This window comes from uncultured Chryseobacterium sp. (assembly GCF_936933875.1).
In the GTDB taxonomy this organism is placed as follows: Bacteria; Bacteroidota; Bacteroidia; order Flavobacteriales; family Weeksellaceae; genus CAKZIK01.
On record NZ_CAKZIK010000029.1, the window covers coordinates 47,787 to 62,167 of the forward strand.

Sequence of the window (14,381 nt, forward strand, 5' to 3'; positions counted from 1 at the left end):
CCAATACTTTTGACTGCGCCACTTTGTGGCTAAAAAAAATGCAGACAAAATCGCCTGCATTTTTTATACTTTCAAATCAGATTCAAGGCCGATTAAATTAGAATATTTATCCAAAATTGGCTGAACTTCATTTTTTATAAATTCTTCAGTTTGAATTGGTGCAAAACCGATGAAGTTTTTTGGGTCAAGAACTGCAGCGATTTTAGATTTGTCCATTTTCAGAGAAGAATCATTCATAATTCTTTCAATCAGGTCGTTTTCTTTGCCTTCCATTTTTACTTTTTTGGAAGCTTCAATACTATGAACGCGGATTGTTTCGTGGATTTCCTGACGGTCACCTCCGGCTTTTACTTCTTCCATGATGATGTATTCTGTCGCCATGAAAGGAAGTTCTTCCATTATATGTTTATTAATTCTGTTTGGATAAACTACAATTCCGTTCAAAATATTATTCCAAATTAATAGAATCGCATCAACAGCCAAAAACGCTTGTGGAATGGTTAAACGTTTATTTGCGGAATCGTCCAAAGTTCTTTCAAACCATTGGGTTGCGGCAACCATTGCAGAAGAATTTTGAAGTGACATTACAAATTTTGCCAGAGCTCCAATTCTTTCAGAACGCATCGGGTTTCTTTTGTAAGCCATTGCGGACGAACCAATTTGATTTTTTTCAAATGGCTCTTCAATCTCTTTTAGATTCTGCAACAAACGCAAATCGTTTGTGAATTTATGAGCTGATTGAGCAATATTTGACAATAAAGCCAACACTTTTGCATCAATTTTCCTATCGTAAGTTTGTCCTGAAACTCCGAAAACTTTTTCAAAACCAAATCTTGCAGAAAGTTCCTTATCCAGATGTTTTACTTTGGAATAATCTCCGTTGAACAGTTCAAGAAAACTTGCTGCAGTTCCGGTAGTTCCTTTTACTCCACGAAAACGTAATGTTTCTATGAAAAACTCGAGTTCTTCCAAATCTAAAAGCAAGGACTGAAGCCATAAAGTTGCTCTTTTTCCAACTGTAGTTAATTGCGCCGGCTGAAAATGTGTAAAACCTAAAGTCGGTAAATCTTTGTATTGAATCGCAAAATCAGAAAGATTCTTGATTACATTCACAAGTTGTTTGCGAAGAATCAACAATCCATCGCGAATCTGGATTAAATCGGTGTTGTCACCAACAAATGCAGAAGTTGCACCGAGATGAATAATTCCTTTTGCAGAGGGCGCCACATCACCATAAGCGTGAACGTGCGCCATTACATCGTGCCGGAATTTCTTCTCATATTCCGCGGCCTTATCATAATCAATGTTTTCAGCATTGGCTTTAAGCTCCTGAATCTGCTCATCAGAAATCTCCAAACCTAAATCCTTTTCGATTTCGGCAAGGGCAATCCAAAGTTTCCTCCAGGTACGGAATTTATTGTTGGGTGAGAAATTGAAGAGCATTTCCTCACTGGAATAGCGTTCTTCCAATGGGTTTTTATATGAATTCATTCTTTCGATTTTACTTTTGCGATGCACAAAAATACGAAAAAAAGAAAGACTTTGAAAGTCAGTTTTCCGTGATTACTGAAACCTTTAATGAAAGGTGGTCCGTTGGTGAATATAGTCAGTATAAACTATACTACAACTATACTATAACCTGGGAGTATATAGGTTCTATCTTTTATTAAACATAGTGTTATATAAACACAAAAAGCCACTCTTAAAAAGTGGCTTTCAGCAATAGAATTTAATAACTTATTTGCTCCAGTTAATCCGTGCAGTTTTCACATCGGCGGAACTTGTTCCTATCATAATATCGAAATCACCGGCTTCCCAATCGTATTTTAAATTATTATCGTAAAACTTCAAGTCGTCCGGAGTGATATTGAAAGAAACTTGTTTGCTTTCTCCTTTTTTCAGGAATATTTTTTGGAAGCCTTTCAGTTCCTTTATCGGTCTCGTGTTGCTACCCACCACATCGCGGATATACAGCTGCACTACTTCTGCACCGTCATAATTGCCGGTATTTTTTACGTTTACAGAAGCCTGAATGCTTTGGTTACCGGTTGGATTGGTTTTTGAAACCGTCAATTCGGAATATTCAAATTTAGTATAGCTCAACCCGTAGCCGAAAGGATAAAGCGGCGTGTTACACTCATCCATATAATTTGATCGGAAACGCTGATATTCACATTTATCAGTTAGAGCTGCATCAAGCGGGCGGCCTGTATTTTTACGGTTATAATATATAGGAATTTGTCCAACACTTCTCGGGAAAGTCATAGGAAGTTTACCCGAAGGATTTACTTTTCCAAAAAGAATATCTGCTACGGCATATCCAGCTTCAGTTCCCGGGAACCACGCATTTATAATGGCTTCGGGGGTATCTTTGATATTTGTTAAGGTAAGCGGACGCCCAGTCAGGAGCACGACAACGATCGGTTTGCCGGTTTTCTTCAGTTCGTTCAGCAAGCGAACCTGCGATGCCGGAATATCAATATTAGCACGAGAAGAAGATTCACCGCTCATTTCAGCACTTTCACCGATTGCCAAAACCACAACATCAGCCTGTTCAGCGACATCTACCGCTTCTTTTATCATCACTGAAGGTTCACGTGAATCGCGGTCAACAACCTTTCCATGGGCTGCATACACATCTTCCAATACCTTGTTATCCTCAACGTTTGCACCTTTGGCAGTCAGAATTTTAACATTTTTGCCGACGCTTTCCTGAAGTCCTTTTAAGAGTGTTACAGCAGAACCGTGTTTGGTTGCAACAGACCAGGTTCCTGCCATGTTTACGGAGTTATCTACCAGCGGACCAATCAATGCAATGGTTCCTTTTTGCTTTAATGGAAGGATATTTTTGTCATTTTTAAGTAAAACCATAGACTGTGCAGCTACATTTCTAGCTACTGCACGATTTGACGCATTGAAAACTTCTTTTTGAGCATCATTGGCGCTGCCGTAGCGGTAAGGGTCTTCGAACAATCCCAGATCATATTTGGCTTCAAGAATTCTTCTGGCCGCCTGAGTAATCTGCGCTTCTGAAACTTTTCCTTCGCTTACGGACTGCTTTAAAGTTTTCAGGAAACCTTCGCCCACCATATCCATATCGATTCCTGCATTCATCGCAAGCGCTGAGACGTGCTGAAGATCACCCATTCCGTGATCAATCATTTCATTGATACCTGTATAATCGGTCACAATAAATCCGTTAAAGCCCCATTTCTTGCGAAGTACATCGTCCATTAGCCATTTGTTACCGGTCGCTGGAATTCCGTCCACTTCATTGAATGACGCCATCACCGAGGCTACTCCCGCATCCACAGCTGCTTTGTAGGGCGCAAAATATTCATTGAACATCCTGGTATGGCTCATATCCACTGTGTTGTAATCGAGACCGCCTTCAGGAGCGCCATAAAGCGCAAAGTGTTTTACACAGGCCAAAATCGTGTTCTTGTCCGCCAAATTTTTTCCCTGATAGCCATAAACCATGGCTCTAGCAATTTGACTTCCGAGATAGGGATCTTCACCAGCGCCTTCAGAAACACGTCCCCAACGCGGTTCGCGCGAAATATCAACCATTGGCGAAAAAGTCCAGTTAATACCATCTGAAGCGGCCTCACGAGCAGCAATTCGGGCGGATTGCTGTACCAAATTCATATCCCATGAAGCTGCAAGTCCCAACGGGATTGGGAATGTTGTTTCATAACCGTGGATGACGTCCATACCGAAGATCAGAGGAATTTTCAGACGGGATTTTTCTACTGCGACTTTCTGTACGGCGCGGATTTTTTCAGCACCTTTGATATTGAAAAGCCCGCCAACAAGTCCTTGTTCAATCTTTTTGCCGATATCTGAACTTTGTGCCTGTCCGGTAGTGAAGTCTCCGGCACTTGGAAGGTTGAGCTGACCAATCTTTTCATCCAAAGTCATTTTGGCAAGAAGCGCATCAACGAAGGATTTTCTTTTAGTATTATATTCGTTATTCTGATAACTCTGAACCGGCTGGTTAACGATTTCAGAATGAATTCCCGGTGAGACAACTGCTTTCTTTTTTTGTGCAAAACCATTAGTGGAGAGCGCTGCAAGCGCTATAATTGCGATCTTCTTCATAATTCTATTTTGTAATGTTTTGATTGTTTTTTTTCTGTTTCAGCATCCATTCATAAAATAATGGATCTGAATAAGTGGAGTCCCAAGAGTTATGGTTATCATCTGGGAAAATGGTAAGCGAAACATCTGGATTTACTTTTTTTAATGCCTGATATATCTCGATGGAATTTAATGGATTTACAATATCATCATTTCCGCCATGGAAAATCTTTATTGGAAGCCCTTTATAACGGTTAATGGTCGCTCGCATCCATCGGTCGGAAGGTGCGCAGATTGGAGCTACAGCCGCAAACATTTCAGGATGCTCGTTGGCGAGTTTCCACGTGCCCCAGCCGCCCATGGAAAGCCCGGTAAGATAAATTCTGGATGCATCAATTTTATATTTTGACTGAATTTCTTTGATCAAACTATAAACCGCTTCCGTGTCCCACCAAACATTTGCAGGACATTGTGGTGCCAAAATCGCAATGTGCTCTTTAATTAAGTTTTTATATGTGAACGGGCTGTGTGCTTTTACCATTTCTAAATTATTTCCGCGTTCTCCGGAACCATGCAGAAAAACAATGAGCGGAACATCTCCTTTGACATTTTGTGAATAATCCAGCACATAAGAAATTTGCTGAAGTTCTTTGAATTCTTTTTTAAACTCGGCTTTAATTTCCTGCGCGTTGGCTGCGAAGGAAAGTCCTAAAAACACGAATGATAAATATATGAGTTTGAAGTTCATTTGCTTTATACTTTGTCTGATATTTGTAATAATTTCTGCATTCATAGCCCCGGTTGCAGCGGTTACCCCGCAGTGAAGGCGCGAGCGAAGCGAGCGCCGAAACGAGGAGTATGAGCGGAAAACGGGAAACAGCTCCCCCTTCGACTTCGCTCAGGATGACATCTTTTTTTTAGTAGCCATACTTTGTTGAGTGGAAATCCAATTTTTTGAGTCCTGCCTTAATCTCGGGAGCATTCATAAAGAGTTTCCATAAAAATCCCGTTCTGTAATTTTCTATCATTGGTGCAATTGTTCCCTGATCAATCGCCAAATATCTCGGTGCGTACCAATTGTTATAATGAATGGAAGTTGCATCAAAAGGTCCTGCATTGCCTATAAATTCAGGTTTCTGAGTGTAAATAAATCTCAGAAAATCCATTGATTCTTTCGGCGAATAAGGAAAACTGCTTAAAGCTGCAGTTGGCGTTACCACACCATTGTCGTTACTTGGCATGTGCGCTGTATAACCCACTTTACCGTCTTTATTTCTTGTATAACTAGCTGTTAATCCCCAATAATTTGGACCGTAACCTTTCCAGCCTTTTGGATTTTCAACGCAATATTTGTAATCAATCATGACCTGATTTTTATTTAAATCAAAGTAATTTTTGATGTATTTATCGGACAAACCTGTGGGATCGAGACCAATGTAGGAATAATGCGCCCAAAACAAGGGTCCACCATATTCCGTTGCTCCATTGTGTTTTACATATAAAGGTAAGCTGTACTTTGTTTTATCGGAAAGATAAGTTCCGTTACGTGTCCAACCTTTATAGTAGGTTTCTGCATCGATGGAATATGTTGGTGAAGAAGCCGCTAAAATATAAGTAATCAAGCACTCGTTATATCCTTCCAAAGGGAAGTTCATTTCCCACTGATACTCCGGTGACCAATGCCAGTACAAAACTTTTTCGCCACCTTTGGTGTACCAGTTCCACTCTATTCCTTTCCAAAGTTCGTCACATTTTTTGGCCAGTGCTTTTTCTTCAGCATTTCCGTTTTTAAAATATTCGCGGACCTGAAGAATTCCTGTAGTTAAGAAGGCTGATTCTACTAAATCTCCTCCATTATCTTTCTTACCAAACGGAACAGTTTTCCCCGTTTCACCATTAATCCAGTGGCTCCAAGCTCCGTGATAACGGTCTGCCTTCGCCAAGAAATCCATAATATGATTCAATCTTTGCACGGCTTCTTTCCTGGGAACAAAACCTCTTTCCACTCCTACTAAAAGGGTAGCCAAGCCAAATCCAGAACCTCCAGTTGTTACAATCTGTGCATCATTTTCGGGATAAATATTATCTTGATGATAACGCTCGCGTGCTAACAGAGAAGTGGGTTCTGCATAATCCCAAAAATATTTTAAAGCATCCCGTTGAACTTTGTCCATGAGTTGAGCGTCTGTCATTTTTGCAGCTTGTTCCTTGGAAATGCTTCCTTCAGGAATAATTGTTCCGGAAGTTGTTTTGCAGGAAATTAAACCTAGTATGAATGCTGAGAAGAGTACCTTTTTCATATTAATTAAAATCCATGAGTTGTTGAATGAAATCCTAGTTTGATAAGCCCCTGTTTTACATCTGGAGCGTTCATAAATAAATTCCAAAGAAATTGGGTTTTATTATTTTCAATCATTGGAGCAATAGTTCCCTGATCTATTGCTAAATATCTTGGCGTAACCCAGTTGTAATGTGTAGAATATGCATCATAAGGACCAGCAACGCCAATATATTTAGTATAATTTTCGTTATATAAAAACCGCAAATAATTCATGGATTCGGTTGGTGTATAAGGCATATTCGAAATTGCAGCTGTAGGAGAAATTACACCTAAATCATTTGCAGGCTGATGCGCAGCATATCCTGTTGAACCATCTACATTTCTTGAGTAACTTGCGGTAAGTCCCCAGTTCTTTGCGCTGTACCCAGACCAGCTTTTTGGATTGGCAAGACAATACTGATACATTATTTTCGCATGATTAATCACTGCATTTCCGTAGTTAAGATAATCGTCGGAAAGTCCGCGTGGGTCTAACCCTAAAAAGGAATAATGAGACCAAAACATCGGCCCTACATTTCCAGAAACTCCATTATGAGAAACCACAACCGGAATTCCATACTGAACACCACCACTTACGATTCCGCCGTTTCTTGCCCACCCCTGCTGATATACAGTTTTTTCTATAGAAAAATTGGGTGATGCTGCAGCCAAAACATAGGTAATTAACGTTTCATCATATCCCTGAAGCTTATGATTCATCTGAAATTGATAACTTGGAGACCAATGCCAATAAAGTATATTTTGTCCCTGTGTGTACCAGTTCCATTCAACCCCTTTCCATAATTCATCTGCTTTTTGCGCAAGCGCTTGTTCAGTTGCATCAGAAGAAGTTTTGAAAAATTCCCGGACGCAAATGAGACCTTGCACCAAAAAAGCAGTTTCTACAAGATCACCACCGTTATCCATATTTCCGAAAGGAATAACTTTTCCTGTACTTCCATTAATCCAGTGTGGCCACGCTCCATGGAAACGATCTGCATTTTGTAAAAAATTAAGAGCTGTAGTTAGTCTTGAAACCGCTTCGCTCCTGCTTACCGTACCATTCTTAATTCCAACCAGAATAGTCATCAAACCAAATCCCGAACCTCCCGTTGTTATGATATTTGCGTCAAGTGTTGTGTTATCTGTATGATATCTTTCGCGTGCAAGTTTAGAATTTGTTTCAGCATAATCCCAAAAATATTTCAATGCATCTTTTTGCACCATATCAATAATCTGTACATCTGTATAAGTTGTATTTACAGGGGGATTTGGTGTTGGTGTTGGTGGTGATGGGGAACGACTATCTTCTCCCGAACAATTCTGAAATAGTATTGCGACTGAAAAAAGCCAAATAATTATTTTCATATTAATAAGTGATTTTGATATTAAATAAAAGAGACTGACTAAAAAATCAGTCTCTTTGACTTTTTAAATATTCTGCATTAGTTCATGAGCTGCAGAATTTCCTGATCTGTTAAAGTTCGATTGAAGAAACGAAGTTCATCCATTGCACTTTGATCTGATAAGTGGTTCCAGTAAGAGAAAGAAGGACCACCTGCTCCAATATTCACCGTGTTGGTATTGGTCCAGCTAACCGGTGACGTAAAGTTAGAAGTAGTCTTCAAAACTCCGTTAAGATAAATTTTTGAAGATGTTGGAGAAACTGCAACAGCTACATGAACCCACGCTCCTTCTGCTACGTTTATGACACCTCCATCATTCCAACTTTCGCCAGCTGCGCCTAAACCGAGGTTCAGTTTTATCCTCTGTTCAGTTGCGCTGCCTTCCCTAAATATTCGGAAACCTTTGTTTCTGTCTTCAGCAACCGATGGATCGCCAACAACTACAAGACCTGCTCTATCCGGAGAAGCATTTACTTTGTACCAAAAAGCAACTGTAAACGATGTAGAGAACAATCCAGCAGAAGGATAATTAAGATAAGAATCTGCTGCGCCTTTATAAGAATTGCTTCCTACTTTGGCTATTCCTGCAAAACTAGGAGTACCTACTGTAGTTGCGTTGACATTGGTTACTCTGTTATTATATTTCCCATCAAAAGGCATGTACAGTGTTTCTCCACTAAGAGGTGTATAAGCTGTTCCTGCAATGGTTTGCACTTCAAACTGTGTAAGCGCTTTATTGAACATTCTCAGTTCATCCATTTTGCTGGTGTCAGAGAGATGATTATAATATGCAAATGTAGGAGCACCAGAACCAATTGACATTGCTGTTGTACCTGTCCAATTTATTGGACTTGTAAAATTAGCAGTATTTTGAAGTTCGCCATTAAAGTAAATTTTACTTTGTGTACTCGAAATTGTAAATGCAATATGTACCCATCCACCTACACCAACTGGTAAAACCCCACCGTCATTCCAACTTTCCGCTGAGCCTGTTCCTACATTTAATTTAATTCGTTGCTGAGTTCCACTTCCTTCTCTAAAGAGTCTGAAACCTTTGGTTCTATCTTGGTTCGCAGCTGTTCCGACAGCCAGAAGCCCCGCTCTATCGGGCGTACCACTCACTTTGTACCAAAAAGATCCACTAATTTCAGTAGTTGCAAAACTTGTTGTTGGGAAAGTAAGGTAATTACCAGTACCAGCAACGTATGAATTTGTCGTCCCCTGTGCACCTTCACTTCCATAACCCGGGCTGCCAACTTCTGTTGCAGGAGTTGCACTTACATATTCATAGAAGTTTCCGTCGAAAGGCATGTAGAAAACCTCCCCATCATATTTTTTTACATATGGATCTGCTTGTTTCTTGGTGAAAGCAGCAGTTTTTGTAATTACATTGTTATCAGAGTCGGTTGCGATAATTGTAATATTGTGATCTCCATTACCAATATTGCTAACTACTAAATTATCAACTACAACATGTTTCACATCAGTAAAACTTGATTGGTTGTAAATTTCAGTATTATCATATTTTACAACTATATTTTTAATTGCAATATCATCAGTAACTTCAAACTTCACCGTAGTGGAAGTTGTTGGCTGGATACTCTGAATTACCGTTGATCCGTTAGCATTTGGACTGATAAATGTAATTCCAGCTCCATCTAAAGGATATTCTCCCAATGGATCTCTGTCGAAATTTTGGCAAGAAAATACGAGTAGTAGAACTGTAAAAAAACTTAAAATTTTAAAAATATTTCGTTTCATTTCTTTTCAATTAATAATTAGGATTCTGTACTAATACACCCTGCGCTTTATCTATCGCAGCCTGAGGAATTGGAAAATATTTATTTCTGTCCTGGTACCCCAAAGTTGCCAAAACAGTATTTGCATCTCCCCACCGTACTAAGTCGTAAAACCGTTCGAACTCCATACCGAATTCTACTCTTCTTTCCTGTTTAATTTTAGCCATCGTTGCTGCAGTATTGGCTAAACCAGCGCGTGTTCTAATTAAATTAAGATAAGTGCTTGCTCTTCCTATGTCGCCTGTTTGCATTGCTGCTTCAGAAGCCATCAACACCACATCAGCATAACGCAGGAACTTAATATTTTCCCAGTGATTTTTGTTTTGAGCATACGCTATTCTTTCTGATGGATAAGTATACGCTTTTCCGTTCCAGTATTTTTGAGCCAAAGGTGGAGATGCAGGTAGTGTTGAAAGCCCATAAATATCTGGTTGCCCAGACTGCATAATGGTCGTTTTTTTACGGACATCACCTGCTTCATATGCATCTACTAAACTTTGTGCGGGTACATTGAAGCCCCATCCTAAATCCCAAGTTCCTGTTCCTCTTACTCCCTGACTTTCAAAGAAATTATTGGAATATTTGGTAGGATAATCGTAAGATTTCTGAACTTCGAAAATAGATTCTTTAGAATTATTTCCTGCTTTGGTAAATTCTGCATCGTAAGATGAGTTTAACTGATAAACTCCTGAATTGATGACTTTTTCTGAAAATTCTAATGCTTTTGTCCAGTTACCCTGATAAAGGTATAATTTAGCGATTAGCGTATTGGCCATTCCTTTTGTAGCTCTTCCGAGATATGCGCTTTGCCATTGTGCCGGAAGTACAGCCTCAGCTTCGGTAAGATCCTTCAGAATCTGCGCATCTACTTCAGCAATAGTATTTTTCGCCGCAATCTCATCCTGCGGAACGTCAATGGTTTTTAAATTTACTGGTACTTCACCAAAATCTCTTCTCAACTGAAAGTAGCAAAATGCTCTCACCGCTTTCGCTTCTGCAATATTTACTTTTGTAGGTTCAGAAGTATCACCAGAAGCTTCTGCAGAATTGATTAATTCATTGGCGTCATAAATAATTTTATAATGACCATTCCAGGAATTGGTAATATGACCGTTTGTGGCAACATAACCAAATTTATCAAAAACGTTTCCATCTGCAGCTGCGTCGGACGATGTACTGCCTTTCTCATTATCGTCAGCTCTTATACAATGGGTCCAAACGTAGGAAAAATCACTTACACCACCTTGTGTCCTTAATCCTGAGTATAAACCAAATGCAAGAGCTTCGTAACCTCCAACGGAAGCTTCATCCAATACAGGACGTCCTTCAGGTTTTAAATCAAGCCATTCATCTGTACAACTTTGAACAGTAAAAAGTCCTAAAGAAGAAAAAAATGCACTGGCTATTAAATTTTTAAATACTTTTATTTTCATTTCTGTTGTTTTAGAATGTAACATTAATACCAAAACTTGTTATTCTTGGATTGGGATATCCACTATTATTGACCCCAAATTCCGTTGCGCCACCCCCAAATTCAGGTGTAAAAGCGTTAACGTTATCCCAGGTTTTTAAGTTCTGAACATTAAAATATAATTTTAAAGCCTGTACACCGAGCCCTTCAATTAAACTTTTTTGGAAATTATAACCCAATTGTACGTTTCTTATTCTAAAGAAACTTCCATCTTCAATCATATAAGTGGAGTTTTCTCTGTTATATGCGGAACCAGAATAACTTCGTGGCTCCCAGTTTGATGTTCCCTGAGAGGTCCATCTGTCCATTCTTTCTGTACGGTAATTAAATGGTGCAAATGAATTTCCGTTACCCCAGTTTCTGAAAACTTCATTACCGTAAACGCCATAAAAATCAGCATTAACGAAAAATCCTTTATAATCACCTCCTATGCTAACCCCGTAAGTGAAATCTGGAGTTGGATCACCAATCATCGTTCTGTCAGCGGGTGTAATAACACCATCGCCATTTACATCTTTATAGATAAAATCTCCTGGAGCTACAGTACCGATATTAGACTGTGGTAGAGATGCAATATGTGCGTAGGTTTGATAGATCCCTAAAACTTCGTACCCATAAAATGCTCCTACCGGCATTCCTGCTTTGTAAATTGCAGGACCATAGTAAGAAACATCTCCCTCGCCAAAAGTTTTTAAAACTTTAGTTTTTGTGGTAGTTAAATTTCCATTAATATAGTAGTTAAAATTATCTGAAACTCTATCCTTCCAACCCAAAGCAAACTCAAACCCTTTCGCTTCTATAGACCCCGCATTCATAAAGAAATTAGGATTACCGGTTACATAATTCAGCAAATCTGTAGTTTCTTTATTATAATAAGTAGCATCAAAACTCAGTTTTCTGCCTAACATCAAAGATTCAAACCCTACCTCATAAGATTTTAAATGTTCCCATTTTAGGTCTGTTGCTTCTTCGTAAGCTTTAACAAAGGCTGGATAAAGATTTCCATTAAATACTCCGGTACCACCTTCCACATATACAGGATATCCAAAATAACTGTAAGGCGTATATTGGTTACCCAAATCGCCATAAGATGCTTTCAGTTTAAGATAATTCAAGAAAGAAACATCTTTCATAAAATCTTCTTTGGTAACTTCCCAAGCTCCACCTAAAGCCCAGAACCAATCAAATCTGTTACCAGAAGCTAACTGAGAAGACCCGTCATTACGTAGAGAGGCATTTAGCATATACTTATTTTTGAAGTTATATAGCATCCTTCCGAAATAAGAAACCTGACGCTGTTTGTATGCTCCAGTATTTACCGCTTTTGTTGTAGCATCAACAAAATCGGAATGAAGATACCAGAAGCGCGAATTGTACGGAATCTGACCCAAAGGATTGGTAAGACTTCCTCTTGCACTACCCTTCATTTCAGAATATTCTCTGTTGATCGTTTCAAAACCGGCCATTAAAGTTAAATCGTGAAATCCAAACTTGTTTTTATATGTTAGCAATTGGTTTTGTTGGAAACTAATGTCACGGTTTTCAAATTGGTTGATTCCGGTAAGCAAATTTCCTGCGTAAGGCGTAGAAGTATTTGTTTCCGCAACATACACGTCAAAAATTGGCGTATAGCCTCTTCCTGTACCATTTCTGTAGGTTAAATAATAGTTGGATCTAAATGTGAAGTTTTTCCAAAAGTCAAACTCCAAATATGCATTAGGATTAAACTGAAAATCTTTGTTAAGCTGCGTATTTGCCATTCCATCTACCACTGCAAGCGGATTTCCAATTTGCGCGGCACCAATTTGTTGAGGAAGAGAATTGTAAAGCCCATAATAATTACCAGCAATTAGATTTATAGGTGCTACAACAGGGGTTGCATTCAGAGCAGATTGGAAATTTCTTAACTGTGGAAGCTTGGAATAGGAACCCGTCATCCCCATTCCGGCTCTAATTGCACTGGTTATTTTCAGATCATCATTAAATTTGAAAGTCATTCTGTCGAACTTTTCATTTTTAATGGATCCTTCTTCTGTTTGATAACCAAATGAAAAACTCACACGGTTCTTATCATTTCCATTAGAAATTGTTACCGAGTTTTGGTTTATAACAGCTCCTTTTTTGCTAATAACGTCAATCCAGTTGGTATCTGCATTAAAAATGTTAAAAAGTGAGTACTCCGGTAAACCTTGGTAAGCTAAATCTTCATTAAAAAGTGTTTTGAACTGTTCAGCATTCGTAAGATCTGGTCTTCCGTCAAAAGATTTTACACCGATGGACGAAGTAAGATTTACAGATGTTCTTCCCGATTTTGCCCTTTTTGTGGTAACGATAATCGCACCGTTTGCTCCACGGTTACCAAAAATCGCCAGTGAGGAAGGATCTTTCAAAACTTCCATGGATTCAATGTCCGCAGGATTCAGAAAGTCGATGTTATTAGCAAAAACACCATCAACGATATAAACCGGTTGCGTTTGATTGATTGTTACTGTCCCTCTAATTCTTACATCCGCCTGAGATCCAGGTTGTCCGGAATTAACAATGGATAAACCGGCGACTTGACCTTGTAACGAGTTCACTGGGTTGGAGTTCGGTTTGTCTGCCACAACGCTTCCGTCCACCCTCGCAATAGAACCAGTAAGATCTCTTTTTTTTGCAGCGCCGTAACCAATTACCACAATTTCTTCAATTTTGTTTTCTTTGGTAGCTGTGGTGTCACTTGGTGTTTGCTGTGCCTGCAAACTACCGATACCAAAGTAAAAGGCAGCAATTAGGCAAGGTAATTTAAGATTACTTATTTTCATATAGTTAAACTTTTTTGTTAGTTTTTCACTTGTTCTCCTGCATAATCATACTTATTATCTCAAAGTTAGAAAATAAATTTAATACTATTTAACTTTTTTTACTTTTTATTTATGATAAAATTATGCGAGAAACTTATATGATTTTTTGGCTTGATATTTGAGAGTTTCAAAATATAATAACTTCAAAATCATTTGAAATGAAATTTAAAACGATTATCGTTGCTACTGCTGCTGTTGCAACTGTTGCAACCACTGCGCAGTCTTGTTTGGCTTTGGCTACTTCTACAGTTGGATTAGCAGTTTTGAAAAAAGTATTGTTAGGCGGTATTACTAAAGGCCTTGGTATTTTTGGTAATAAACAGGCCTTCCTTGAAAATAATTTAATTGATCAGGCTTTGCCAAAACAATTGAGAGATTTAAATGGTGTTTTAGAGAAAATCGACCCAATCTTGTTGCTAAAGAAAGAGATTATATTGCACAGGCTGCAGTTTACACAGTAGA

9 protein-coding genes are annotated in these 14,381 nt (G+C 38.8%); 1 reads left to right on the forward strand and 8 read right to left on the reverse strand.

Annotation, left to right across the window (positions count from 1 at the left end; translation table 11 throughout):
• Positions 1-63 precede the first annotated feature (63 nt).
• The 8 genes from purB to Q0252_RS04705 form a co-directional block, all read right to left on the reverse strand.
• Complete coding sequence (purB, locus tag Q0252_RS04670; RefSeq protein WP_297984305.1) at positions 64-1,491, reverse strand: adenylosuccinate lyase; 1,428 nt, start codon at positions 1,489-1,491, stop codon at positions 64-66.
• 246 nt (positions 1,492-1,737) lie between these two features.
• The gene (bglX, locus tag Q0252_RS04675) at positions 1,738-4,101 is read right to left on the reverse strand and encodes a beta-glucosidase BglX (RefSeq protein ID WP_297984307.1); all 2,364 of its coding nucleotides are present in this window, start codon (positions 4,099-4,101) and stop codon (positions 1,738-1,740) included.
• Positions 4,102-4,105: 4 nt separating this feature from the next.
• Positions 4,106-4,828, reverse strand: a complete 723-nt coding sequence (locus Q0252_RS04680) for a prolyl oligopeptidase family serine peptidase (RefSeq protein WP_297984309.1) — start codon at positions 4,826-4,828, stop codon at positions 4,106-4,108.
• A 169-nt stretch (positions 4,829-4,997) separates the two neighbouring features.
• Complete coding sequence (locus Q0252_RS04685) at positions 4,998-6,380, reverse strand: glucoamylase family protein (protein WP_297984310.1); 1,383 nt, start codon at positions 6,378-6,380, stop codon at positions 4,998-5,000.
• A 5-nt stretch (positions 6,381-6,385) separates the two neighbouring features.
• On the reverse strand, positions 6,386-7,768 hold the full coding sequence (locus tag Q0252_RS04690; protein WP_297984311.1) for a glucoamylase family protein: 1,383 nt from the start codon (positions 7,766-7,768) through the stop codon (positions 6,386-6,388).
• 77 nt (positions 7,769-7,845) lie between these two features.
• Positions 7,846-9,567: a LamG domain-containing protein gene (locus tag Q0252_RS04695; RefSeq protein WP_297984312.1), complete on the reverse strand. Its 1,722-nt coding sequence runs from the start codon at positions 9,565-9,567 to the stop codon at positions 7,846-7,848.
• A gap of 10 nt (positions 9,568-9,577) precedes the next feature.
• Positions 9,578-11,038 (reverse strand): RagB/SusD family nutrient uptake outer membrane protein, encoded by a 1,461-nt coding sequence (locus Q0252_RS04700; protein ID WP_297984313.1) that lies wholly within the window; start codon positions 11,036-11,038, stop codon positions 9,578-9,580.
• A gap of 10 nt (positions 11,039-11,048) precedes the next feature.
• The gene (locus Q0252_RS04705; protein WP_297984314.1) at positions 11,049-13,880 is read right to left on the reverse strand and encodes a SusC/RagA family TonB-linked outer membrane protein; all 2,832 of its coding nucleotides are present in this window, start codon (positions 13,878-13,880) and stop codon (positions 11,049-11,051) included.
• Positions 13,881-14,077: 197 nt separating this feature from the next.
• Here Q0252_RS04705 and Q0252_RS04710 point away from each other — a divergent pair, with 197 nt between their 5' ends.
• Entirely contained in the window at positions 14,078-14,380 is a 303-nt protein-coding gene (locus Q0252_RS04710) for a hypothetical protein (protein WP_297984315.1), read from the forward strand.
• Position 14,381: the final 1 nt, after the last annotated feature.